This is a genomic window from Alistipes ihumii AP11 (assembly GCF_025144665.1).
Taxonomy (GTDB): Bacteria; Bacteroidota; Bacteroidia; order Bacteroidales; family Rikenellaceae; genus Alistipes_A; species Alistipes_A ihumii.
Window position 1 is genome coordinate 215,901 of the sequence record NZ_CP102294.1, and the last position, 25,950, is coordinate 241,850.

Sequence of the window (25,950 nt, forward strand, 5' to 3'; positions counted from 1 at the left end):
TCTGTTTTCGAGGGGAGTGCCCTCGGGGAGTCCGGCGAAAGTCGCGTTTCTTGAAATGGAGCGCGAAGATTCGCCGGGCCGAAAAATCGGGAACGGGAGGCTACAGTTGCGCCGGATTCTTCAGCTGAACGAATACCTCGATGGCCTGATACTCCGCCATGCCCAGCCGGTCGTACAGCTTGGCCGTGTTCTGCGTGCGCTCCTCGGCCCGTTGCCAGAACTCGCGCTTGTCTTCGCCGGGGAAAGGCATCACGTCTTTCTGCGACAGGTGGCGATAGATGGCGTGACGCTTCTGGACCACCTCGTCGGGACTCAGCGGCACGGCCATGTCGACCATGTCGAGGTCCCACTCCTGCCATGCGCCCCGGTAGAGCCAGAAGCGGCAGTCCTTGACCCACGGCTCGTCCTTCACGACATGCATCGCCTCCAGTACGGCCTCGATGCAGGTACGGTGCGTGCCGTGCGGGTCCGACAGGTCGCCCGCGGCGTAAATCTGATGCGGCTGTATCTTGCGCAGCAGATCGACGACGATCGAAATGTCCCGATCGGTCAGCAATCCTTTCTTGACGCCTCCGGTTTCATAGAACGGCAGGTTCAGAAAATGGACGTTGGTCCGGTCGTTCAGCCCCATGTGGCGGCAGGCGGCCTTGGCCTCGGCGCGGCGGATCGAACCCTTGAGCTTCCTCAGTTCCAAAGGTTCCGGTTCGCCCTTGCGCTTGCCTGCGATGATGCGCTTCACTTCGTCGTATTTGTCTTCGAATCCGCATTCGCGGGCCGTGTCGATCGTCTGCAGTACGACGTCGTCGTGCACGGCGATGTTGCCCGATGTCTCGTAAGCTACGTGCACGTCGTGTCCCTGCGTGATCAGGCGCCGGAACGTACCGCCCATCGAGATCACGTCGTCGTCCGGATGCGGACTGAAAATCACCACGCGCTTGGGGTAGGGGAAGGCCCGCTCGGGACGGGTCGAGTCGTCGGCGTTCGGCTTGCCGCCCGGCCAACCCGTGATCGTGTGCTGCAAGTCATTGAATACCTGTATGTTGATTTCGTCGTAGGCCATGCCCGAGATTTCGAGCAACTGTCCGAGCCGGTTGTCGACGTAGTCCTGATAGGTCAGTTTCAGAATCGGTTTGCGGACCTGTTCGCACAGCCACAGCACGGCCGTGCGGATGAAACGGGACGGCCACAGGCAGCGACCTACGAGCCACGGCGTTTTGACGCGCGTCAGTTGCGAGGACGCTCCTTCGTCGACGACTACCTCGACGTTCGGATGATCCTGCAGGCAGGTCGCCGGAACGATCAGCTGCTTCTCACCCTCGACGGTGTCCTTGATGACCTGCGCCTTCTCCTCGCCCCATGCGATCAGGATGATGCGCTTGGCGCCGAGTATCGTGCCGAGACCCATCGTGATGGCCTTGTGCGGTACGTAGTCGATACCGTAGAAGATCGAGGCGGCCGACTTGCGGCTTTCGTTGCCGAGAGCTACCAGCCGGGTGCGGGTATTGGTGTACGAGCCGGGCTCGTTGAAGCCGATCTGTCCCTGAACGCCCGTGCCGAGAATCATCAGGTCGATGCCGTCGTACTCCTCGATCTTCGACTCGTACTCGCGGCAGAAAGCGGCCACTTCGTCCTGCGGCAGCGTACCGTCCGGGATATGGATGTTCTCGGGGGCGATGTCCACCAAATCGAGCAAGCTCTCGTGGATCGAGTAGTTGCGGCTCTGGAGCTCTTCGGGCGTGATCGGGAAAAACTCGTCGAGACTGAATACGACGACGTTCCGGAAACTCAAACCCTCGCTACGGTGCAGTTCGACCAAGGCCCGGAATACGCCTACGGGCGACTTGCCGGTGGTGATGCCCAGCACGCACATTTCGCCGATAGATTGTTTCTCGCGGATGCAATCGGCGATTTCCCGGGCGACGTAGGCCGCCCCGCTGGCTTCGTTCTCGTAAATGTTCGTGTAGATTTTTTCGAATTTCCGGATGATGTCGGCCGGGTCGGCTCCGGGTTCGAGGCCGCCTTCCTTCGGCAGCTTGTAGTTCCTTTCCATCATGATCTCTCCCTTCGTTTTATTTGAGCCCTAAAGGTAGGAAGAAACAGACGAATTGCAAAATATTCTGGCCATAGCAAATAAATTGCGCGCGACGGATATAATGTGCGTAAAATTTACTATTTTTGTTAGCGGACTAACAGTGGCCGCGCGCCGGAAGCCGGAAAGGAGAATGCGATCCGTCCGTGCCGCCCCTCGGGAAACATGAAAAATCTTTAACCCTAAAATCTTAGCTCTCACTATGGCACAAAAACTTTTGATAAGAGACTTGACGCTCCGCGACGGACAGCAGTCGGCGTTCGCCACGCGGATGAAACAGGAGCAGATCGACCGTGTACTGCCTTTCTATAAGGACGCCAATTTCTACGCAATGGAAGTGTGGGGCGGCGCCGTACCCGACTCGGTGATGCGCTACCTGAACGAAAATCCTTGGGACCGCCTTGAGAAGATTCACGCCGTGGTGGGCGACGTGTCGAAGCTGACGGCCCTTTCGCGAGGCCGCAACCTGTTCGGCTACGCTCCCTACACCGACGAGATCATTGAGGGATTCAGCCGCAATGCGATCGAGTCGGGGCTCGGCATCATGCGCATCTTCGACGCGCTGAACGACGTGAACAACGTCAAATCGACGATCAAATACATCAAGAAGTACGGCGGCATCGCCGACTGCGCCGTCTGCTATACGATCGATCCGCATTTCAGCGGTATGGAGCGCTTCAAAGCCATGCTCAAGGGCAAAAGGCTGCCCAAGGCCGTATTCACCGACGAGTATTTCCTGAGCAAGGCCCAGCAGATGGCCGCCCTCGGCGCCGACATGATCACGATCAAAGACATGAGCGGGCTGATTCCTCCCAAGCGCGTGTCGGGTCTGATCAAGCTGTTCAAGAAGCACCTGTCGATTCCGATCGACTTCCATACCCACTGCACGCCGGGCTACGGTCTGGCTTCCGTCGTGGCCGCTATCGAGGCAGGAGCCGATATCGTCGATACGAATATATGGAACTTCGCGGGCGGTCCGGCGGCTCCGGCCATCGAACTGATTTGGATTTTCTGTCAGAAGATGGGCGTCGAGCTCGACATCAACATGGAGGCGGTCGCCAAGATCAACAAGGAGCTTTATGCCATCCGCAAGGAGCTCGACGCGGTGGACGCCGTGAAGGTTTTCCCCAATCCTTTCAACCCGTTGACCGACAAGCTGCCCGAACATATCGACAAGGAATTCGATCGGGCCGTTGCGGCGGCCAAGAGCGGGAACGAGGCCGAGCTGATCGACGCCTGCCACGCGATCGAGCGCTATTTCAACTTCCCGAAACCGAACGAGTTGGTCCAGAAAGCCGAGATACCGGGCGGCATGTACACGAACATGGTGGCGCAGCTCAAGCAGCTCAAGTCCGAGTCGATCCTCGAGAGCGCTATGAAGCTGATTCCCCGCGTGCGTCTCGACGCCGGCCTGCCCCCGCTGGTGACCCCGACGAGCCAGATCGTCGGCGCTCAGGCCGTCAACTGTGCGCTGGACATCAAGAACGGGAAGCCGATGTATTCGAACGTGTCGAACCAGTTCGTCAATTTGGTCAAGGGCGAATACGGCAAGACGCCGGTCGAGGTCGATCCCGAGTTCCGGCTGAAGATCGCCGGAGTCCGCGAGGAGACGCCTTACGACACGTCGAAGTACAAGATGCAGCCGAATCCCGTGCTCGAAGAAGCCGGCGGCGTCAAGCTGGCCGAGAACGAGAAGGAGGTGCTGTTGCTCGAATTGTTCCCATTGGTAGCCAAGAATTATCTGACCGGCGTGAAAAAAGCGCGTTATCAGGCGTCGAAGCCGAAGGAAGAGGCTTCGGCGCCCGCCGCCGCTCCGGCCGCCGAGGCCCCGAAAGCGGAGCCCGCCAAGCCTGCCGCCGCTCCGATTACGGGCAACGTGGTGACCTCTCCGATGCCGGGCCGTATTTTGAAGGTGCTCGTCGCTCCGGGCGATACGGTGTCCAAGGGACAGGACGTCGTGATTCTGGAGGCCATGAAGATGGAAAACAGCATCATGTCCGACTATGCCGGTACGGTCAAGCAGGTATTGGTAGCCGAGGGCGAAACGGTAGCCGTCGACAGCCAGTTGGTCGAGATAGAATAGGACATGTTCGCTTCGGCGTGCTTGCTGCCGTCTGTCGGTTCGGAGACGGGTGGCGCAGGCGGTCGGAAGCGGACCCGTTACGGATGCGGGGCCGGCAGATTTTCTGCCGGCCCCGCTTTTTATGGGCGGAAAGCTCGCCCGGAAAGGCGTGGCGCGGATTGGGACCGTATGACCGGGCGCAATCGGAACACGGCTTCCGCGCGGGTATTTTCCCGACGGCGATCTTCGGACGGAGAAATGCCCGGGAGCCGTTCCGTCCGGCCGCCCGAGGCTTGTTCGCAGGGAAAGCAGGGCGGAAAGTACGAACGGACTGTTCGCCCGGGACTTTCCGGCCGACTTTGGACCGAGGGCGACAGGTCGATCGCATCCTTGGCGATGCAGAGCGGCTTGGCCGGACTGATTCCTATCGTCTCTTGCGGGCCACAGTCTGCCGTTATTCCGCTCCCCACAGGTCGTAGACCGTATACGGGCCGTCCTCGAACAGGGCGAACGAGCCGTCGCTCATGCGTTCGTGTCGTTCGATCGAGGCCATGCGGCGCATATCGTCCTCGTCCAAAGCGACGTCGGTTGCCTCGAAGTTTTCGCGCAGGCGCTGCTCGTGGACCGACTTCGGAATGACGACGATGTCGCGGGCCATGAGCCATGCCAGTACCGCCTGTGCCGGCGTGCAGTCGTGCTTTTGCGCCACGGCGACGACCACCGGATCTTTCAGTACGCGGTTGCCGCGGCTGCCCAGCGGGGAGTAGGCCGTTACGAGCAGACCGGTGTCGCGGCAGTAATCGACCAGACGGTCCTGTTGCATGTACGGATGAATTTCGATTTGGTTCATTTCAGGCCGGATGCGTGCCCCGTCGTTGAGTTTCTCGATCGCCTCGATGCTGAAGTTCGATACGCCGATGTGGCGTGTCAGTTTTCCGTCGACCAGTTTTTCCATCGCTTCCCATGTCAGCGAGAGCGGAATCTGCGAGAGCGGGATCAGGTCGTTCTTGCTTTGCGGCATACCGATTCCTTTCCGGAAGGCGAGCGGCCAATGGATCAGGTACAGGTCGACGTAGTCGAGCCCCAGATCGGATAAGGTCTGCCGGATGGCCGGTTCGACGTCCTGAGGAGCGTGGTGGCTGTTCCACAGTTTCGAGGTGACGAACAGTTCCTCCCGCCGGACGATTCCTTCCCGGAAAGAGTCGCGCAGAGCCTGTCCCACTTCTTTTTCGTTTCCGTAAATCGCCGCGCAGTCGATGTGACGGTATCCGATGCGCAAAGCCTCCTTGACGGCCCGGTAAGCTTCCGAGGGTTCCGATCGCCAGGTTCCCAGTCCGAGCTGCGGAATCGGGTCCCCGTTTTTGAATGTGGCGTTTTTCATAATCCGATTTCTTTGATGACTGAATGCGATATGCAAAGATCGTACTTTTCGGGCTGCGGGTCAACGGGTCGGCGGAATATTGTCGACGGATTCCGTGATGGGACGGAGCATGACGGCGTTCGTGCCGGCAATGGACTCGCTTGTCTTGTTGGTCGCCGGCGACGGAACTTCCGGACGGTTTTCCCGTGCCTTTTACGGAGAGGGCGGACCGGACGGCTCGGTTTGCGGAAGGGGAGCGGAACCTTCGCAACCGTTTGGACCGGCTGGATGTAGTCGTGCGGTTAGCGGTCGTCGGCTATGTAAACCGGCGCTTCGGTTCCGCACCCGATGAATGTACCGGAGCGAGAAACGACGAAAGCTGCCGTGCGAGGTCCGACGGCAGAAAAAATGTTTACGGCATATACGGTCAGCAGAGCGTCCGATAACGGTCGGGCGTCAGGCCGGTGATCTTTTTGAACAGCGAGCAAAAGAATTGCGAGGACGGAAATCCCAGCTCCTCGGCGATCGCACGGACGGGCGCTTTCGTGGTCAGGAGTCTTTGCCGGGCTATTTGCATGCGCTTGAGTTCGACGTATGTCTCCGGCCGCTTGCCCGTTTCGTGCTCCACCATATCCGAGAAGTATGCGGACGATAGTCCGAGCCGTTGCGAACAGTATTCGGCCGTAGGAAACCCGCGCGTTCTCAGTTTCCCGGCCCGGATATAGCCGTCCAGAACCGATTCGTATTGCCGCATCAGTTGTTCGTTGGCCGGACCGCGCGTGATGAATTGCCTTTCATAGTAGCGCATGCAGTAGTCCAGCAAGCATTCCAAAAGTCCCGACAGAAGCGAATCGCTGTGAGTGTCTGCCGAATGGCCGGCTTCCTCGCCGAGGTCGTCCATACATCGGACGATCGTTTGCTTTTCCCTGTGCGACAGGTGCAGCGCCTCGCTCTGGTCATAGGCGAAAAACGAGTAATCCTTCATGGCCTGTCGCCTGTATGCCGGGCACAGAAGGTCGGGACGGAATGCGAGGAACCGTCTGATGGGAGCGTCCGTTTTCATATGAATGGTTGCCGGCGATGTTTCCGGGCTGCCGAATGTCAGCGTTCCTTCGGCGAAATCGTAGAGTTTCCGGCCGTATGCCGTTTCGCTTTCCGGCATAGAATCCCTCAGAACGACGGTATACCATCCCCGGAGGCGGATAAAGGGAACGATCTCTCCGGAGGCCGGTTCCCTGGCGATATGAATCTTCGAATCGGTCGATTTGTTTGTCATGGCGATTCCTGCCGCAGGGAGGACCGGCGCAACCGTCCGGTCCGGGTTCATGCGATATCGCATAGCCGCGTTCCCCGGCGGATTGTTTCGTTGGGTGTTCGGATTCAGTCCCGGGTCCGGAATTCGTTGGGCGTACATCCGACGATGCGCTTGAACATCCGGCTCAGGTGCTGCGGGTACTGGAATCCGAGTTCGAGTGCGATCTGGCTCGTCGTTTTGTCCGAGGAGAGCAGATTTTCCTTGGCCCGTTCGATTATCTTCGTCTGTATGTACTCCGAGGCCGTTTTCCCGGTTTGCTTGCGTACCATGTCGCCGAAATAGTTCGGAGAGAGGAATACCTTTTCCGCGAAGTATCGGACCGAAGGCAGTCCCTCGCTTTGCGGCATCGAGCTTTCGAAATATTCGTCCAGCAGTCGCTCGAACCGTACGATGACGTCGCGGTTCTGCTCGCTGCGGGTCGTGAACTGGCGGTCGTAGAAACGCAGACAATAGTCGAGCAGCACGCCGATATGGGCCGTAATCAGGCGGCGGCTGTGCTTGTCGATCGGATGTTCCAGTTCCGTTGCGATCTTGTTCAGACAGTCGGCGACGATCCGACGTTCCTCCAGCGACAGATGCAGGGCTTCGTTGGCCTCGTAGGAAAAGAACTGATAGTTCCTGATCTCCTGCCCGAGCGCCGTGCCCCGGATCAGATCGGGATGGAACAGCAGGCCCTTCGAGGCGGGAGGCTTCACTCCCGAGGGGTTGTTCAGACCGACGATCTGGCCGGGAGCGAGCGCTACGACCGTGCCCTCCTGATAGTCGTACCTGCCGCGTCCGTAGGTCAGTTCGCCGCATACTTCCTCTTTGAGGAACAAGGCGTAGAACCCGATGTTCATCTTGTAGGGAATCAGTTGCTCGGGTCTGTTCAGATCGACGATTCCGATCAGCGGGTGCCGGGTCTCGATGCCGAACAGCTTGTTGTACTGGTCGATCGTGTTCACCTGAATGATCTCGTTCGTTTGCATGGCCTTCGGATTTTATGTCGAAGACAAATGTAGTGCATTTCTTCCGAATCGGTTTCATGACGGCCGTGGAAACCGTGATCGGGGTATGAATCTCCGTAAATCGTATACGGCGCGCGAGGATGGCGCGGAATTCCGTGTATGGCGGATCGGGACATGCGGCGGCCGCTCCGGACGCGAATCCGTAATCGGGGTACGTTTTCCGATAATCTGTCTACACGATCGAGGCATATGTCTTTCTATTTTTGTGCCGGATAAATAACGAACCGTACGAGCGAGAAATATGTCGATCATTTCGTCAAGCCCTCGTCGCGACGGAAATTCCGACACGCTGTGCGACCGAGTTCATGCGCGGTGCTACGGAAACGGGTGGGTTCGTTCGCCGGGATATCGTGGCTTTACGGTATGGCACGGAATATCGTCGCGAAACAGTTTGGAGATATGAGGTACGACAATGGCACAGAATGAATTCTTACAGCATGTCGAGGCGCGGAATCTCCTCGATACGGCCGAGATACCGCGTTTTGAGGAACGACTATGCGTCTATCGTTCTGAAGAAAAACGTTTGGATCGTGTCGAACGCGACGATTCTTTCCGGCGTTACCATCGGCGAGAGCGTTGTCGTGACGGCAGGAGCGGTTGTGACCAAAAATGTTCTCGAGCGCGCGATCGTGGGAGGCGTTCCTGCCCGGGTAATTCGGACGATCTGAACCGGAGCGAGGTCGCTGTCCGGTATGTCGGCGGCGGAACGGAATGCGGAACAGGCTCCGGGCAGTGATGCGGAGACCGTGCGGTGTTTGCCACTCGGGGCGGCGATCCGGTCTTGCGGAATTCGGTTCGAGCCATTCGACGAATACATGAAAGAAAATAGAGACGATCATGAAGAAGGTGAAAATTACCGTGCTGCGCGCGACTTTCAACGAGGATTTGGCTCTCGAGTACGGGATGCCCGGCCTCAAGCCCTGCTCCGTGATGAAACAGGGGCAGGTGTTCTATGCGGCTCATGCTAAGCCGGACGGCTTCTGTGACGGAGCTTGGCGAACGATATACCAGTATGTCTTCGCTTTGGCTAACGGAGCGCGGTCGTTCTATTACAACGATTGGATCCGCCAGCCGGGAGTGGCTATCGCTTGTTGCAACGACGGACTTCGTCCCGTGTTTTTCAAGCTGGAGGCCACCGACGAGGAGGTCGGAGCGCCGATCGAGCCGTGAGCGGGTCGGCATGACTCCGTGCGGTAATGGGGCGATTATTCATTGGAATGGTCGTTCTTTCGATTTGTGCCATATCTGCGGCGGCCGGACGACGGGATGCGAGATTCTTTGACTGGAGCATCCCGTGCGGGAAAATGGTCGGGGGAACGTTCGCACGGACGAACGGAATGGCGCATGACGTATTTCGATCGGTCCGTCGGCCTGTTGAACGCCGGTCGGGTCCCGGACGCCCCGCGTCGGAGAACGGCGGTCCTGCGGTTTGGATTGTACGGCGCTTTTCGCGAGGCTATGATGGCCGGCGGCCGTCCGGACGGTGCGACGGAGGCTCGGTCGCTCAGGTGAGGGAGGCGTGGCGGCGGTGGCCGGATCGGAAGCGTTCGGCATAGTGGGTTATGAATGCGAAAGGAACTGCAGGCCGAGCGCAGAGTCGAACTCGTTCGGACTGTGCCGAGACGCACGTTTATTGCAGATTGAAAGTTTAAAATATAACAAGATGAAACGGATTGTCGGTAACGAATTCGGAGGCGAACGCCCGCTTTTCGCCTCGTGCGACCTTTGTCTGGAGGACGTGACCGTTCATGCGGGCGAGTCGGCGCTCAAGGAGTGTCGTAACATCGAGGCCGTGGGGTGTCGCTTCGAGGGAAAATATCCTTTCTGGCATAACGACGGCTTTGTCATAAGGAAATGTCTTTTTACGGAGGGAGCCCGCGCTGCGCTGTGGTATTCGCGCGATCTGCGCATGAGCGACACCCGGGTCGAGGCGCCGAAGATGTTTCGCGAGATGGACGGTGTCCGGCTCGAGAACGTGCAGATTCCTAACGCGCAGGAGACGCTGTGGCATTGCCGTAACGTGGACCTGAAAAACGTTCGGGCGGACCGTGCCGACTACCTTTTCCTGCACGGTGAGAATATCCGGATCGAGGATTACGTGCAGAACGGGAACTATTCTTTCCAATATTGCCGTAACGTGACGATCCGCGATGCCGAGATTCATTCGAAGGATGCGTTTTGGAATTCGGAGGACGTGACGGTTTACGATTCGGTGCTCGACGGCGAATACCTCGGCTGGCACTCGAAGCGGCTGAAGCTGGTGAACTGCCGGATTTCCGGCACGCAGCCCCTGTGCTATGCGCAGGACCTGGTGATGGAGAACTGCACGATGGACGACGATTGCGATCTGGCGTTCGAGTACTCGACGCTTCGGGCCGACATCAAAGGTTGCGTCCGCAGCGTGAAAAATCCTCGCAGCGGTTCGATCACGGCCGGCGGCTACGGCGAGATCATTCTCGATGCGCATGTCAAGGCGCCGGCCGACTGCGAGATACGGGTCGGAGGCGAGAGAAACTGTTTTTCGGCTTGAGGGCGATGGAAAAGTACGATTTCGATACCGTCGTTCCGCGTCGCGGAACGAATTCCTACAAGTGGGACACGCCCGAGCAGGAGGGCGTGCTCCCGATGTGGGTGGCAGACATGGACTTCCGTGCGGCTCCCTGTATCGTCGAGGCTTTGCGGCGACGCGTGTCGCACGGCGTTTTCGGATATACGAGGGTGCCCGCCGCTTATTACGATGCCGTAACGGACTGGTTCGCCCGTCGGCACGGCTGGCGGATCGATCCGCACTGGATACTCTATACGACCGGAGTCGTCCCGGCCCTTTCGGCCGTTATCAAGGCGCTGACGGTTCCGGGCGACCGGGTGATCGTGCAGACGCCTGCCTACAATTGTTTCTACTCGTCGATCCGCAACAACGGATGCGAGCTATTGGCCAATCGGCTGCGCTACGAAGGCGGAGCGTATACGATCGACTTCGACGATCTGGAGACGAAGGCTTCCGATCCGAAGGCCAAGCTGCTTTTGCTGTGCAATCCGCACAACCCCGTGGGCCGGGTGTGGACCCGGGAGGAGTTGCGCCGCCTCGGCGAAATATGCCTCCGTCACGGCGTGCGCGTCGTGGCGGACGAAATCCACTGCGAACTGACCTATGAAGGACACGATTATACCCCGTTCGCTTCGCTGTCGGACGATTTCCTGCATGGCTCGGTTACCTGCAACTCGCCCAGCAAGGCGTTCAACCTGGCCGGAATGCAGATCGCCAATATCGTCTCGGCCGATGCCGACGTGCGGACCGGAATCGATCGTGCGATCAACGACAACGAGGTGTGCGACGTCAATCCTTTCGGCGTGGAGGCGCTGATGGCCGCGTATGATCGGGGCGAGGAGTGGCTCGACCGGTTGAGGGAATACCTTGCGGACAACTATCGCATGCTGTGCGGGTTCTTCGCCGAGTATTTGCCGCAATATCCGGTACTGCCCCTCGAGGGCACGTATCTCGTGTGGATCGATTGCCGGACGACGGGAGTGAGCTCCGAGCAGATCGCGGCCAGGCTGCTCGCCGAAGCGAAGCTGATGATCAGTCCCGGGACGATCTACGGCCCCGGAGGCGAGGATTTTATCCGGCTCAACATCGCATGTCCCAGATCGCTGCTCGAAGAAGGATTGCTGCGGCTGAGAAAAGTGCTCGGCAGATAGAGGATAATCCGGCAAGTTGAGTGGCTATGTCCTCCGGGAAGAGAAGAAAAGAGTACGTATTGCTGGAGTCGATTCGTTCCGGCAGGCCGATGAGCTGGAGGCAGCGGCTCGAGTTGATCGTGCGGTTGAGCGTTCCGTCGATGCTGGCCCAGCTCTCTTCGATCGTCATGCTATACATCGATGCCTCGATGGTGGGCAGTCTCGGTGCCGAAGCCTCGGCGTCCATCGGTCTCGTATCTACGACCACTTGGCTTTTCAACGGGGTGTGCGCGGCGGCGGCCACCGCCTTTTCCGTTCAGGCGGCGCACCGGATCGGTGCCGATGACATGGAAGGGGCGAGGGCCGTCCTGCGTCAGTCCTTCGTCGCCGTTCCTCTTTTCGGCTTGCTACTGTCGGGGATCGGTTGCTCGGTGAGCGGCTCGTTGCCCGGCTGGCTCGGAGGAAACGCCTCTATCGTGCCTGATGCGGCCCGCTATTTTCTGATCTATTCGTTGTCCCTGCCGTTCCTTCAGCTCAATTTTCTTTCGGGCGGCATGCTCCGTTGCAGCGGCAACATGCGGATTCCGAGCATGCTGAGCATCCTGATGTGCGTTCTGGACGTCGTGTTCAACATCTTGCTTATCTTTCCGTCGAGGGAGTTGCGTTTCGGCGGATGGACGGTTTCCCTGCCCGGAGCGGATATGGGAGTGGCCGGAGCGGCGACGGGGACGGCGCTGGCCGTCGTCGTCGTGTCCTGCCTGATGACGGGCTACCTCTGCTTGCGCTCGCCCGAGCTCGCGCTCCTTCGCCGGCCGGGTAGTTTCCGTCCTACGAGACGTTGTCTTGCCGAGGCGCTCCGTATCGGGGGACCGGTCGGCTGCGAGCACATCGTGATATGCGGAGCCCAGATCATGTCTACGGTCATCGTCGCGCCTCTCGGAACCGCCGCCATTGCAGCCAACGCGTTCGCCATTACGGCCGAGAGTCTCTGCTACATGCCCGGCTACGGGATAGCCGATGCCGCGACGACGCTGGTAGGGCAGGGCGTGGGGGCAGGCCGACAGGGACTGGCCCGGAAACTGGCAGGCATGACGGTGGGGATCGGCATGGCCGTGATGGCTGTCACGGGGCTGGTCATGTATCTGGCCGCGCCGCAGATGATCGGGGTTATGACTCCGGATGCCGAGATCCGTTCGCTGGGCACGGCCATTCTGCGAATCGAGGCGTTTGCGGAACCCATGTTCGCGGCTTCGATCGTCGCTTACGGCGCGTTCGTGGGAGCGGGCGATACGCTCGTTCCCAGTTTCATGAACTTTTTCAGCATGTGGGCGGTGCGTCTGACGCTGGCGGCTCTGCTCGCGCCGGTGCTGGGGCTGCGCGGCGTATGGATCGCCATGTGTGCCGAGCTTTGTTTTCGCGGGGCGATTTTTCTTCTCCGGCTTTGGAGAGGCAACTGGCTGAGACCGGTCCGGTCCGTCGTTGCGACCAATCGCTGATCCGATCGGTTTCTCGATGCGGACGGTCACGGATTCCCGGCCGAGGGCGGGGCTCCTGCTATCCGCAAGGCTTCCTCCAGCGCGACGTCCCGTCCGAGACGGATATCGTCGGCCGTCTCCTCGACATAGCGGTCGGGACGGATTCCCGTCCGGTAGAAGTAGCGGCTGCGGCCCAGATTGCTCAGAACCTTCGTGCCGGTGAAAGCGACTTCATATCCCGATGGCAACGGGAGATAGTTTATGGGACCGGTGCAGCCTCCGGTGTTCGTTCCGACGAGATAGCCCAGCCCGGCATAGCGGACGAAGTCCAGCACGCTTTCGTGGTGGCTCAGGTTGGAGGGACCGGTCAGGAAAATGTTTTTCCGGTTCGGTTCCGGAGGCGCGATGTCCGGCAGCGTGTCTTTCAGCTCGGGAATTTCGGGATGCGTGAGGCAGGGAACCAGCGAAGTCCCCTGTCGGAAAGACCGGCGGACGTCGGGGCAGAGCGGGGCGATCAGGTCTTGAAACAGAAATCCGATACCGTTGCGCATATCCGCGATTACCGTCTGTCCCGGCTGCCGGTTTTTCAACAGATCTTTTGCCTCGTCGAGTCCGGTACAGGCCAGATTCAGATAGAGCGTGCGACCGTCTATCCACCGGCTCGGCCGCTGCTGCCGCAGCGACCGGAGCCATTCGGCGTACTCGGGCGTTTTCAGGCAATGCGTCGTAATCGTCTGCCGGCGGCCTTCTCGCTCGATTTCGAGCGTAATCCGACCCTGCCCCGGACGGCACTGCCATTCTCTTGCAGCCATCCATGCTTTGAAGTGAGGACCTCCGGAGATCATCTCCTCGCAGCGGCGGAAATCGTCCGTCGCATCCGCTCCGTCGACCGTCCGAACGATATCGCCCTTTCGCAACGAAGAGTCTTTCGAGTCGGTCACGACAATCTGCTTTCCTATTTTACGGACTTGCAGCGGTAAAAAGCGCTCCCAAGCTTTGCTGGCGGCAGGCTCGACGTAGCGCACATGGGCGTCTTCGATCTGTGCCATCATCAGTCGCAGCGGTTTCAGGTCGTATCGCTTGCAGCGGGAAGCCCGCGACAGCGCCTTGCGCAGCTCCTCGTCCCAGTCGAGCCGCATTTCCGCAAGATAGGGGCCGAAATATTTTATCGCATTCCATGCCACGATAAGGTCGGCATACATTTTCGCGCGATCCGACGGTGCGGCGGATTCCGTCGCGCGGAGGAGGTCCTCCAGTGTTTCCGGATCGCCCGACGGATAGGTTCCGCTCCGTGTGTCGTACAGGGCCAGCGGTACGTGAGCATACAGCCCCTCGGTCAGCCGTTCCGATCGGTATTCGCCGCACGAGGCGTGTCCTTCGAAAAGCTGCATGCGGGCCGGAAGCAGGTCGTACACCCGGATGTCGTATCTTCCCGAAGAGTCGGTCCGATACCGGTAGCTACGGCTTTCGTAAACCGGGGAAGGCGATTTTTTGCCCGTTTTTAGGTTTTCCATCTCGATCGCCCCGACCGAGAAGGAGCCTTCTCCGTCGGCATATATGCCCCATCGGATGGCCTCTCCTCGATTTTCGGCGGCGACCGACAAGCTGCGCTCGTAGGTTTCCCACTGTCCGTCGTTTTGAACGAGCCACCGGTCGGCATCGGGACCGAACGGCACGACGTCCCGCCACTGCGGTCTCGTGGCTACCTTGAAGGAGAGACGGAGATCGTCCGACGGCGCGTTTTTCCGGATGCGTGCCCTGACCTTGATTTCGTGGTCGCCGTAATCGGCCGCCGGAAACAATTGGCCGAAAAGTACCAGCCGCTTGTCGTTGCGGTACTCAAGCGGCCGGTTCGTCCGCTTGCTGGTGTAGATGTCGTTGAATATCTGTCCGTCGAGAAAAACGGCCGTTTCCGTATCCACGCCCTTGTGCTGCCATGCCACGACTTGCCTGCCGGAGGTGTCGGGAGGCGTTATGCGGGCAGGCAGTCCCTCGTCCCGCCCGTGGTCCGAAAAGCCGATTCCGGGAGCGAGCGGCCGGAACAGACGTTCGAGCTCCCTCTCCAGCTCCTCGGTCGATTCGCATGCTGCCACCCGTTCTACTCCGTACAGCGCGAATCGGTTCCAGTCGACCCGCTGCGTCTCGTCCGACGGATGGAACCATCGGACGAGCCCGTACATGCGGGCGAAGGCTTCGATGTTTTGCAGCGATTGCCGGTCCGGTCGGTCGTTGCAGCCGGGGATTCCGGCGTAGAGCGTCAGCAGAAGGCAGGCGAGCGGAAGTTTTTTCATCTTTCGAGGAGAGTTCGGCACATCGTTTCCTTGCAATATAATACATTGCGTCCGACATTCCAAAGGCCGGGGTAGGGAGGCGGATGAAAGGAACGGCCGGGTATTGCGATGCGCCCGGAAAAAGGATGCGGGACCGGAGGTCCGGGATACGCGATGGCCGGCCTGTTCCGAACCGATTCGCATGCGCCGGATGCGGGACATCGGAGGCGTAGGGCTTGTGAATCAGGAATCGGGGTAGATTTTTCTGTAATGCGTCTACCGATGTTTCGTCGGTCTTTTTTATTTTTGTACCGGAAAATCGGCGGTCGGAAAACGTGGCGTGCGTGAAACGAGGGTTTCCGAGACCGGATACGTTCCCGTTCGGGCCGAATTCCGTTGAGCAGACAGTTGTTGACGGCTCTATGAAAAAACGTCATTCGATCATTTGGACGCTGTGCCTGATTCCTTTCGTCGGTCTGGCGCGTGCGGCGGCGACGGAGCCCGATGCACTGCCGGGACCGGCGCACGATCTGGGGGAGGTGGTTGTGACCGGCACTCGCAGCGAGACCGATATCCGGCATCTGCCGATGACCGTTTCCGTTGTGGACCGGCGGCGGATCGAGCAATCCAACATGCCTTCGCTGCTGCCGATTCTTTCGGAGCGGATTCCGGGGCTGTTCTCCACCGGACGCGGCATCATGGGTTACGGCGTTTCGGGCGGAGCGGCCGGCCAGATGTCGCTGCGCGGCATAGGCGGTCCGGCGCAATCGGGCGTTCCGACGACCGGGATGCTCGTGCTGATCGACGGTCACCCGCAGTATATGGGGCTGTTCGGCCATCCGATATCGGACGCATACCAGTCGCTGATGGCCGAGCGGGTCGAGGTGCTGCGCGGTCCGGCATCGGTTCTTTACGGCTCGAACGCTATGGGCGGAGTCGTGAACATCGTCACGCGCAAGATGCGCGAGGACGGCGTTAAGAATTATTTGCATACCGGCTACGGTTCTTACAATACGTTGCAGTCCGAACTGACCAACCGGATACGCAAGGGACGCTTCACGGGCGTCGTCAGCGGCTCTTACAACCGGACCGACGGGCATCGGGCGAACATGGGCTTCGAGCAGTACGGCGGCTATGCCAAGCTGGGCTATGAAATTTCCGACCATTGGAACGCATGGGCGGACGTGAACGTGACCCGTTTCAACGCTTCGAATCCCGGCGAGACGTTCGATCCGCTGATCGACAACGATCAGCGGATAACCCGCGGCATGACTTCGCTCGCGCTGGAGAACCGATACGCGAAAACCTCGGGAACCCTGAGCTTTTTCTATAATTGGGGAAAACATTGGATCAACGACGGGTACCATCCCGACGAGCAGCCGTTGGACTATCGCTTCCGTTCGCGCGACGACATGCTGGGTCTGTCGTGGTATCAGAGCGTCCGGCTGTTCGAGGGAAATCGCCTGACGGTGGGTGCGGACTATTTCCGTTTCGGCGGCGAGGCGTGGAATCAGCCGGTCGGGGGCGGCGGGCGCGAGATGCAGGCGGACAAGATACAGCATGAAACGGCGGGGTATGTCGATTTTCGCCAAAGCCTGACCCGCTGGCTGACTTTCGACGCCGGGCTGCGCCTCGATCATCATTCGCACGTAGGTACGGAGTGGGTGCCGCAAGCCGGATTGTCGTTCGTCCTGCCGCGTCGCGCGCTGCTCAAGTTTTCGGCAGCCAAAGGATTTCGTTATCCCACCATCCGCGAGTTGTATATGTTTCCTCCGGCCAATCCCGACCTGAAGCCCGAGCGGCTGTGGAGCTACGAGCTTTCTTTCTCCCAGCAACCGTTCGGAGGACGTCTCTCTTACGGAGTCAACGTCTTTCTTATCGACGGCGAGAACCTGATCGTGCGGATGCCGGTCGGCGGACGTCCCATGAACGTCAATACCGGGCGGATCCGGAATGCGGGCGTCGAGTTCGAGGCTTCCTGCCTCGTTTCGAGGTCGTGGTCGCTGGATGCCAACTACAGCTATCTGCACATGCAGCGGCCCGTGCTGGCTTCGCCCGAACACAAGCTCTATGCCGGGGCGACGTTCTCGAAGGGGCGGTGGAATGTTTCGTCGGGCGTTCAATACGTTGCGGATCTTTATACCGAAGTAAAGCTCGGTGACACGGGCGACTATGCTACGGAAAATTTCGTATTGTGGAACGTGCGAGGCTCGTTCCGTGCGGCCGATTGGCTCGGCTTTTGGGTTCGGGGAGAAAAGCTGCTGGCGCAGAGGTACGAGACGGTCGCCGGCTTTCCGATGCCTCGGGCGACGGTCATGGCCGGAGCGAATATCCGTTTTTAGAACGAACCAATCAAATATATGCAGATATGCAAACGACTACTGTAAGACTCTATTCGTTGGGATACGGCCAGGCAAAGACCTATTGGACCGCATTCCTTTTCGTGGCAGGCAACGTGCTTCTTCCGCAGTTGTGCCATTTGTTCCCTCTGGGCGGCGTCCGGTGGCTGCCGATCTATTTCTTTACGCTCGTCGGTGCTTATAAGTACGGCTGGCGCGTGGGACTTCTGACGGCCGTCGCGTCGCCTTGGCTGAATTCGGCGCTTTTCGGCATGCCCGCAGCGGCGGCCTTGCCCGCTATCGGGCTTAAATCCGTGCTTCTGGCCGGAGCGGCCGGTTTCGCTGCCGCTCGTTTTCGCAAGGCGTCGCTCGGGCTGCTTGCCGCTGTGGTAGCGTTCTATCAGGTTGCCGGCACGCTGGGCGAGTGGGCTCTGACCGGCAGCTGGCATATGGCCGTACAGGATTTCCGTATCGGAATTCCCGGCATGCTGCTTCAGATTCTCGGGGGATGGCTTTTTATCAACCGTTTAATCCGTAGATAGACATGGCCGGGAAACTGGGATTCGGAATGATGCGTCTTCCGCTCATCGAGCCCGAGAACGACCGTGCGGTGGATATGCGTCAGGTCGAACGGATGGTGGACGCTTTTATCGAGTGGGGCTTCACCTATTTCGATACGGCCTACATGTATCATGACTTTACGAGCGAGTGCGTGGCGCGCGAGGCGCTTGTCAAACGCCATGCCCGCGATTCGTTCACGCTGGCGTCGAAACTGCCGACGATGTTTCTGAAAAAGGAAGACGATCAGGAGCGTATTTTCGGCGAGCAGCTGGTCAAGTGCGGAGTCGATTATTTCGACTACTATCTGCTGCATAGTCTCAACGGCACGAACTATGCGACTGCCGAGCGGCTCGGCAGTTTCGCCTTTGTCGCCCGCAAGAAGGCCGAGGGCCGCATTCGCCACGTCGGCTTTTCGTTCCACGACCGGGCCGAACTGCTGGACGAGATCCTGACGGCGCACCCCGAAACGGAGTTCGTGCAATTGCAGATCAACTACCTCGACTGGGACAACGAGAGCATTCAGTCGCGCATGTGCTACGAGGTAGCTCGCCGTCACGGCAAACAGGTCGTGGTGATGGAGCCCGTCAAGGGAGGCGCGCTGGCTCGTGTTCCGGCCGAGGCCGAGCGGCTTTTCCGCGACCTGAGGCCCGATCTTTCGCCGGCGTCGTGGGCCATCCGCTACGCGGCAAGCCTCGACGGCGTCATGATGGTTCTCAGCGGCATGTCGTCTCTGGAGCAACTTTTGGACAATACGTCCTATATGCAGAGTTTCGAGCCTCTGTCGGACAGGGAGCGAGCCGTCGTGACCGAGGCCGTCGGGATTATCCGTCGCTCGATAGCCATCCCGTGCACGGCGTGCCGCTATTGCGTGCCGGGCTGTCCGAAGCAGATCGCCATTCCCGAGTATTTCGCGCTGTTCAATGCCGAAAAGCAGTCGCTCAACCGGGGCTTTTCGATTCAGCGGGCCTATTACGAGACTTATGCGGGTACCCGTGGAAAGGCTTCCGAGTGTATCGCTTGCCGCAAATGCGAGAGAATCTGTCCGCAGCACTTGCCGATTACGGATTATCTCAGGCAGGTCGCGGCTGCATTCGAGTCGTAGCGGCCGGACCGGCCCGATCGTCACCGGAACAGCCCGCCGCAAGGTATTTGGGAATCGTGGCTTACACGGAGCTATATTTCGGGCATTCTGGTGCGTCGCCAAAGAACACTTTTTGCAGAACAACTCCTCATTCCCGACGATTGTCAGGCATTGCTGCGAATCCCGGTTCCTCGAGCAGCTCGACGCATGACTTGTCGGCGGATGCCGATCGATTATGTTCCTCCGCTTCGGTATATCGTCCGTATTTATGCCGATCCATGTCCCTAAGAGAGCGGTGCGAAAGCCGTGAGACCTTTTTACGTATTCGGGACACGATCATATGAAATGCGTAAGGCTTGCCTTTCGCGGGTGTCTTTAATATTCCTTCTCGTATTCGTATCGATTGTGTCAGACTTATCATATTTACTTCAATGAAGCATGCACAAACAAACTGCACCATCCGAGACGGTCTGAGGCGATGAGAGAAAAAGGTCGGGAAAACAAATTTTTCAATATGCGATCGTTGTTTCTGGCAAACCTTGCAAAGCAAGGTGAGACAGTCGTGTAACTGCGTTGTTGAACTTCATAATACCGGCATGAAATGGGGGATACCCTGCACATGGAACTACCGACATCGTAAAAAGAGATGATATTCGATGAAAGAACATGACTGTTTTCCCGAATAATGATTGTATCTTTAAAAGATAAATATTCTCAAGTCATGAAAACCAACCGGGAGGAAATTCTGCAGAGCGCCCTGCAGCTGTTCATGTCGATGAACTACGAGCGCGTCAGTCTGCAAATGATTACCCAAAGCGTCGGGCTGACCAAAACAGGAATCTTCAACTATTACCCCACAAAACTTGACTTGTTCATCGCCGTGGCCGACCGTTATCTCTTCCATATCCAGGACCCCGAGAACAAATTCGCGCCCTCGGACGGGTCGTTGCGGGATTTCATCGACAAATACGTCGAAGGCGTGCAGCGCACGATGGCCGAAATCGTGCGTCTGGGCAACATCCGGCGAGAAGAGATGCCCGGGCGGTCAGCCAACGCCGGTTATTTCCACCTCTACCAGCAGGTGCTCTTCTATTATCCTGACGGCAAGCGCAAACTTAATGCATGCATGGAAAAGGAGTATCTGCTCTGGTGTGACGTCATAGGTAGAGGCATCGAGCACGGCGAACTGCGGGCCGATACGGACACCCAGGAGGCCGCCGCCCTGTTCCGGCAGGTCTTTATCGGGCTTGCCTATCAAATGTCGTTTGCCGACGGTCTCGATGTCAAGATTCTTCATAACCGTTTCCTTTACATATACGGGCTGTTGAAGAGATAGAAAGTTCCGCACGGCCTTTTTCAATAATTAAAAGCAAAAATATGACCGGTGGGTCATGTTTTTTGCTTTTTATGCTATCTTTGTCTTCGTGAAAAACTGACCAATCGGTAATTTTTATGGAAAACAAACCCTTCGAACGCATCCAAAGGAGCTTCAACTACACTCCTGCGAGCATCTTTACGAACCAATGGTCGAACTTGGCCTTCGGGGTTGGGATGATCGTCATTCCGGCCCTTTTCCCTTTCGGCATTCGCATCCGGCATCTGAGAATCCTTTCCCCGACCGTTTTCTCGACGATTCTGATTGTGGGCGGCGTGCTGCTGCTCTTCTTTACATGGCGGGGGATGCGCAATGCCCGCGCGCTGAAGGCTCAGGGTGGGAAGATCACCATCGACGGCAACCGTGTAACCTACCCCGAGGTCGAAAAGGGGCAGGTCCAATACCGCTCGTTCCTCACCACCGACATCGAGTATGTGAAAGACGACGAGGAGGAGCACCAGTGCAAAGTCAAACTGCCGGACAACTATATTGTTTTCGAGACCAAATATTTCGATTCATGGGAGGAGTTCGAGACCTTCCGCACGCTTCTGGGATAAAATATATAAAAACATACGGACATGATGACCAGACTTATGAAAATCGCAGCGGTGGCCGCTGTCGCCGCCTTGACTCTCACCGCCTGCGGCTCGGGCGAGACTTTCACGATGACCTCCGACGAGGGCATCGCCAAAATCAAAGAGCTCATCACGACGAACGTCGACACATCGAAGTACAAGATCTATGAGGTGGAATGGAACGAGGACGGCCACGACCGCAAACTGGAGAATATCCTCACGCAGATCGACGTGTACTACATCGATGCCGAGAACAACGACTACAATCTCTCGTTCCTGCTCACGGGCGGAAAGTTCACGACCGACGGTCCGAAGAAAAGCGACCGTCGGACCTATTCCTACGAATGCTCGACGCCGCTCAACCTCGACGCTATCAACTTCGAATACCTCGAGAAGATTACCGAAGGGGCCGTTTCGATCGTGCAGTCCGACGAGAAAGGGCAGCGTCTCTCTCTGAAGTCGGCCGAGATGTTCCGTTTCCGCAACTGGCCGGTCATGCTGCGTGAGGTCGATCGCTGGAACCGCAGCGAGGAGTTCCGCGAGGAGTCGAAACAGCTGGAGGTGCAGTTCGAATTCAACTATATCAACGAGAACGAATCGACCGAATACGAGGGACGCTTCACGGTAACGAACTACTACACCGTGGCCTTCACGGCCGATGCTGCGGGCGAAGTCTCGCTCGACGAATAAATCCGACGACATGGAAGCGCTCGGAGGTGTTCCGAGGCGATCGGCTCCGAATGCGGAACGGTTGTTCGGGGCGGGAGTCTTGTATGTCGCTTGCGGAGAGTGGGCTGCAGCCTACCGCTGCTTCGAACGCTGCGGTTCGGAGAATGGGACTGCACGCTATAACAGCGCATTGTGCTGCTTCATGGTGGGTTGGTACGAGGAGTGTTACCGGCTGCTCTGCCTTGCGGAGCGGCTGCTGGCCGACATCCCGACACGCGGTGCCGACACGGGCGGATACGGACTGACGCCACAGCCCCTTCCCGAAGCATTCCGTCACTGGGAGGCCGCGAGCGAACTGTCTCGCTGTCCGCTGCTGCCGGAGACGACGCGCGACGACGCGCTCATGCTGATACTACGTCTGCGCGCCGAGGCCGCCTTCCGCTTGGGCCGTTACGAGGAGGTGCGTACGATAGCCACCCGCCTCGGACACCGATACGAACAGATTGAAAATCTGCTGAAACGAATCGATCCATGACACCACTCCGGGAACTGTATGAACTCTACCGTTACCCTGACGTTGCGAAAGAGGCGCGCCGGCGCGAACTTCTCGCAGGGATTCCGACCGATGCCCGCGACGAGGACAACGAGGCCCGCACGTCGCTGCATGTTGCAGCGGAATTCGCCGACCGGGAGGCCATCACGAGCCTCATAGGGCGCGGGGCCGAAGTGAATGCGCGCGACGCTGCGGGACGCACCCCGTTGCTCTGCCTGGCCCTGTGCCGTTCGGGACGGAGGATGCCGGACGACGAGATTGCCGATGCCGGACGGCGATTGCTCGAACTCGGCGCCAACCTCCCGCGCTCGGGACGCAATACGACAGCGCTGATTGAGGCGGCCCGCAACCGTTATCATGGATTGATTGCGGCGCTGGTCGATTCGGGACAGCGGCTTGACTCCACGGATCGCAACGGCGACAACGCCCTGCATGTACTCTGCCAGCGGGTTGCCGAGACGACCGACGATATTCGCCGGGCCGAACAGCGCATCGAGGGTTTCGCCGAAAGGTGGACCTCCGAGAAACAAAAAGCCGATACGCAGCGCGAATTGGAGGCGCAGCGCGAGGAGGCTTTGCGCTGCCATCTGAGTGTTGCGCTGCTGCTCGACAGCGGGCAGTTCGACCTCGGGGAACGGAACGCGGTGGGCCGCACGCCTTTCGATCTTGCTGCGGCGTGGGGTGCCAATACGGTCAGCGCCCTGCTCTCGGGCGAGGATCCCTACGACGAACGGGCGCTCGAGACGGGCGGCATGAATCTCTTTCTGGCGCTGCGCCGACGCGACTGGAAGACGTTCGAAAAATTGCTTGCGGCGGGTGCCGATCGGCAGGAAGTATGCGACGACCCGGAGATGTCCGATTTTACGGGCAAGACGCCCCTGCTTTGCGCCCTGATGTGGGGTGAGACCGAGGCTGCGGCGCTGCTGCTCCGAGCTGGGGCCGACCCTAATCGTCGTACCGAAAAAGGCGAAAGCCCCTTCGGATTCTGGATTGAGCGGGGGTGTCGCGGCTCGGACGGCATGGAGCGTTACGCGCCGTTGTTGGAGCTTTTCGTGCGGAACGGATGGCATCCCGATGCACCGCAAGCACTCCAAGGGGAGAGTGCTCTGATGCTCACGTGCCGACATGACGACTGCGAGTTGGCCATGTGGACGTTGCGGCGCCTGCTGGGACAAAAGATCGAGGTGAATGCCCGCGATGCGCTGGGGCGCACGACGTTGATGCACCTTCTTGGCCCGGGGAGCGCCGGGCCATATCAGTTCGAGATGCTCGAACGGCTGCTGGAGGCCGGGGCCGATCCTTGTGCCGTCGACAACGAAGGACGCACGGTGCTGCATTATGTGGCCGAAGGGTATTCGCATCCGGCGGCGCGGCAGGCGGCCGAGCTGCTCTTCGACTTTGGGCGGCCCGATGTATCGGCGACCGACAACCGGGGGCTCACGTCGCTCGACATCGCCATGCGCAGCAACAACGAGACACTCGTCAGATATTTCTTGAAAAAACTTTGATACGCATCCAATGGACCACTGTCAGACTTTCCTAAACGCCTGTCGCAACGGGCAGAAAAATATCGTCAGGATCTTCATCGAACGCGGAGGCATCGACCTTGACCGGCGCGATGCCGAAGGCAACACGGCGCTCCACTACGTCTGCCGCGAGGGGTTCCGCGATCTGGCCGTGCTGCTGCTCGACCGGGGAGCCGATCCCTCGTTGACCAACAACCGGGGCGGGACGCCCCTGCACGCCGCAGCCCGAAATGGAAACCGTGAGATCCTTGCCCGGCTCATCGATGCCGGGGCCGATCCCGATGCTGTTGACAACGAGGGTTGCACGCCGTTGATGCGGCTCTTGGAGAATCACCGTACGGATGCCGCGTTGTGGCTGATCGACCGCGGGGCCGATACCGAGGTCACCGACCGGTCGGGACACCGGGCGCTGGATTACGCCACGGTGTACGGATTGCGCGAGGCGGTGGCACGTTTGAGCCGTCCGGACGACGCGGTGCGCGATGCCGAGGGCAACACGCCGCTGCATCAGGCTGTCTGCAACGATCAGGCAGAGGTTGTTCGCACGCTGCTTGCCGCTTCGAAGGCGCAGCTCGATGCGCCGAACGACGCGGGCGAAACGCCGCTGCTGATGGCGTGCGGACGCGGAAATCTTCACATCGCCCGAATGCTCCTTGCCGCCGGTGCCGACGTAAACCGATCCCTTCCCTGTGGCTTATCCCCGCTGCACCGGGCCGCGCAGGCGGGCAACCGTTTCTTAGCCAAGGCGCTGCTCGAGGCCGGCGCGGCGATTGACGCCTGCAACGGAGTGGGTGAAACGGCTCTGCTTCTGGCAGCACGCGCCGGGAACAACGAGGTTGTGCGTCTGCTCGTGGAATGCAATGCCGAAGTCAATGTGGCTGACAATCTCCAGCATACGGCCCTCTATTATGCCGGCGAGCGAGGCTTCGTGGAGATTGTCGAACTGCTGCTCGTCGCCGGTGCCGAAGGATAAGATTGTCGAACACCTTAAAACATACCGAGAATGGCAAACGAGAAGATGAACCCCCGGAGCCCGGAGGAGATTGCCCGGGCGGCACAGAAGGCAGCTCTGGAGCAGATGCGTGCGATGATGGGCCATATTCCGGGGATGCCCGACATGGACGACATGCAGGCGCAGATCATGGCGCAGATGCAGGCCGCCGTGCCCGATCTGGCCGAAATTCAGGCGCAGCAGGCCGCGATGGAAACGCTCGGCGGTGTGGATGCCGCCACCGTGGCCGAAACCGCACGGCGCAACATGGCACAGGCCGCCGCGACGGCGCAGGCGCTGCAGGACGGCAACCTGTTGAATCAATTGCGCGAGACGAATGCCGCTGCCCTCGACTGGCTGGGCGAGGAGAACGGCTGGGAGATCCGCCGCGCCGAGGAGTGTCGGCTGACATCGGAGCAGCAACGGTTGATGGCCTTCGCCGCACCTTTGCTGGTCTACAACGGCGAGTGTGTGGATGCCGTCGAAAGCGAAGTTGCTCCTGAAACCTATCGCGCGCAGTTGCAGAGCTGGTGGGACATTACGGATCGCGACTCGACGCTCGGAATCGTACGATGGCTCCTCCACGAGGGACACCATGCCGATGCCGATGCAGCGCTGGCGCTCATGCGCGGTGACAGGCCCGGAGCTGGGGATACTGAGGAGAAGGCCGAAGATGTGCAACTCATCGCGGAGTGCATGATTGAAAACGATTGCTGCACGGCCGATACGCTGCCGCAGACGGCCATCGCTTGGGATCTGGTGCGCATCGCCAACCTCGGGCGCTGGGCCTTCCATTGCGGTTACCTCTCCGAATCGGAGATGTGGCGGGTGATGCAGGTGGCCGCCGGCGCCGCCCGCGAGAACTTCGCTTCGTGGGAGGAGTACGGACGCAGCTTTGCCTTCGGTCGCGGCGTCTGGCACGGCGACGAAGAGGAGTGCCAGACGGCATGGGAGATCGTCTCCGAGTTGTTCGAAAACGAGGCGTCGCCCTGGCGGCAGATCCCGTGGAACGAATAGGAACGCA

Annotated in this window: 20 protein-coding genes and 1 pseudogene; 16 read left to right on the plus strand and 5 right to left on the minus strand. The window is 59.3% G+C overall.

The features are described 5' to 3' along the window. Positions 1-100: 100 nt before the first annotated feature. Positions 101-2,050 (minus strand): PIG-L family deacetylase, encoded by a 1,950-nt coding sequence (locus NQ491_RS00880; RefSeq protein ID WP_019245249.1) that lies wholly within the window; start codon positions 2,048-2,050, stop codon positions 101-103. Between the two features lie 241 nt (positions 2,051-2,291). On the opposite strand from NQ491_RS00880, the gene NQ491_RS00885 reads away from it, so the two are divergent. Continuing rightward, positions 2,292-4,172, plus strand: a complete 1,881-nt coding sequence (locus tag NQ491_RS00885) for a biotin/lipoyl-containing protein (protein WP_026089550.1) — start codon at positions 2,292-2,294, stop codon at positions 4,170-4,172. Between the two features lie 433 nt (positions 4,173-4,605). On the opposite strand, the gene NQ491_RS00890 is transcribed toward NQ491_RS00885, so the two are convergent. The 3 genes from NQ491_RS00890 to NQ491_RS00900 all read right to left on the minus strand — a co-directional run bounded on the left by NQ491_RS00890 (position 4,606) and on the right by NQ491_RS00900 (position 7,794). Beyond that, a complete protein-coding gene (locus tag NQ491_RS00890; protein WP_019245247.1) occupies positions 4,606-5,532 on the minus strand; it encodes an aldo/keto reductase in 927 nt (308 codons plus the stop codon). A gap of 406 nt (positions 5,533-5,938) precedes the next feature. Continuing rightward, positions 5,939-6,787 (minus strand): helix-turn-helix domain-containing protein, encoded by an 849-nt coding sequence (locus tag NQ491_RS00895; protein ID WP_157365660.1) that lies wholly within the window; start codon positions 6,785-6,787, stop codon positions 5,939-5,941. 104 nt (positions 6,788-6,891) lie between these two features. Next, positions 6,892-7,794, minus strand: a complete 903-nt coding sequence (locus tag NQ491_RS00900) for a helix-turn-helix domain-containing protein (RefSeq protein WP_019245245.1) — start codon at positions 7,792-7,794, stop codon at positions 6,892-6,894. Between the two features lie 536 nt (positions 7,795-8,330). Here NQ491_RS00900 and NQ491_RS00905 point away from each other — a divergent pair. From NQ491_RS00905 to NQ491_RS00925, 5 genes and pseudogenes are all read left to right on the plus strand, one after another. Further along, a pseudogene (locus tag NQ491_RS00905) lies at positions 8,331-8,501 on the plus strand (acyltransferase); the annotation flags it as partial. Between the two features lie 169 nt (positions 8,502-8,670). After that, positions 8,671-9,003, plus strand: coding sequence for a TIGR04076 family protein (locus NQ491_RS00910; RefSeq protein WP_019245243.1), 333 nt, complete (start codon positions 8,671-8,673; stop codon positions 9,001-9,003). A gap of 493 nt (positions 9,004-9,496) precedes the next feature. After that, the gene (locus tag NQ491_RS00915) at positions 9,497-10,363 is read left to right on the plus strand and encodes a DUF3737 family protein (RefSeq protein WP_019245241.1); all 867 of its coding nucleotides are present in this window, start codon (positions 9,497-9,499) and stop codon (positions 10,361-10,363) included. Between the two features lie 5 nt (positions 10,364-10,368). Further along, on the plus strand, positions 10,369-11,532 hold the full coding sequence (locus NQ491_RS00920; RefSeq protein ID WP_019245240.1) for a MalY/PatB family protein: 1,164 nt from the start codon (positions 10,369-10,371) through the stop codon (positions 11,530-11,532). 26 nt (positions 11,533-11,558) lie between these two features. Continuing rightward, positions 11,559-13,007: an MATE family efflux transporter gene (locus tag NQ491_RS00925; protein ID WP_026089549.1), complete on the plus strand. Its 1,449-nt coding sequence runs from the start codon at positions 11,559-11,561 to the stop codon at positions 13,005-13,007. 26 nt (positions 13,008-13,033) lie between these two features. Here NQ491_RS00925 and NQ491_RS00930 read toward each other — a convergent pair whose 3' ends face one another. Further along, the gene (locus NQ491_RS00930) at positions 13,034-15,277 is read right to left on the minus strand and encodes a S41 family peptidase (RefSeq protein ID WP_019245238.1); all 2,244 of its coding nucleotides are present in this window, start codon (positions 15,275-15,277) and stop codon (positions 13,034-13,036) included. Between the two features lie 401 nt (positions 15,278-15,678). Between NQ491_RS00930 and NQ491_RS00935 the strand changes: the two genes are divergently transcribed. From NQ491_RS00935 to NQ491_RS00980, 10 genes are all read left to right on the plus strand, one after another. Beyond that, positions 15,679-17,598, plus strand: coding sequence for a TonB-dependent receptor plug domain-containing protein (locus NQ491_RS00935; RefSeq protein WP_019245237.1), 1,920 nt, complete (start codon positions 15,679-15,681; stop codon positions 17,596-17,598). A gap of 26 nt (positions 17,599-17,624) precedes the next feature. After that, complete coding sequence (locus NQ491_RS00940; protein WP_026089548.1) at positions 17,625-18,137, plus strand: hypothetical protein; 513 nt, start codon at positions 17,625-17,627, stop codon at positions 18,135-18,137. 2 nt (positions 18,138-18,139) lie between these two features. Further along, on the plus strand, positions 18,140-19,258 hold the full coding sequence (locus tag NQ491_RS00945) for an aldo/keto reductase (RefSeq protein ID WP_019245235.1): 1,119 nt from the start codon (positions 18,140-18,142) through the stop codon (positions 19,256-19,258). A gap of 700 nt (positions 19,259-19,958) precedes the next feature. Further along, positions 19,959-20,573 (plus strand): TetR/AcrR family transcriptional regulator, encoded by a 615-nt coding sequence (locus NQ491_RS00950; RefSeq protein ID WP_019245234.1) that lies wholly within the window; start codon positions 19,959-19,961, stop codon positions 20,571-20,573. 116 nt (positions 20,574-20,689) lie between these two features. After that, entirely contained in the window at positions 20,690-21,169 is a 480-nt protein-coding gene (locus NQ491_RS00955) for a hypothetical protein (RefSeq protein WP_026089547.1), read from the plus strand. Positions 21,170-21,190: 21 nt separating this feature from the next. Next, positions 21,191-21,877, plus strand: coding sequence for a hypothetical protein (locus tag NQ491_RS00960; RefSeq protein ID WP_147524869.1), 687 nt, complete (start codon positions 21,191-21,193; stop codon positions 21,875-21,877). 10 nt (positions 21,878-21,887) lie between these two features. Next, on the plus strand, positions 21,888-22,391 hold the full coding sequence (locus NQ491_RS00965) for a hypothetical protein (protein WP_074431109.1): 504 nt from the start codon (positions 21,888-21,890) through the stop codon (positions 22,389-22,391). Continuing rightward, positions 22,388-23,917, plus strand: a complete 1,530-nt coding sequence (locus NQ491_RS00970; RefSeq protein ID WP_019245230.1) for an ankyrin repeat domain-containing protein — start codon at positions 22,388-22,390, stop codon at positions 23,915-23,917. The genes NQ491_RS00965 and NQ491_RS00970 overlap by 4 nt, the downstream gene beginning before the upstream one ends. Positions 23,918-23,927: 10 nt before the next feature. Then, positions 23,928-24,908, plus strand: coding sequence for an ankyrin repeat domain-containing protein (locus NQ491_RS00975; protein ID WP_019245229.1), 981 nt, complete (start codon positions 23,928-23,930; stop codon positions 24,906-24,908). 30 nt (positions 24,909-24,938) lie between these two features. After that, a complete protein-coding gene (locus NQ491_RS00980; protein ID WP_019245228.1) occupies positions 24,939-25,943 on the plus strand; it encodes a DUF1266 domain-containing protein in 1,005 nt (334 codons plus the stop codon). The last annotated feature ends 7 nt before the right edge of the window (positions 25,944-25,950 follow it).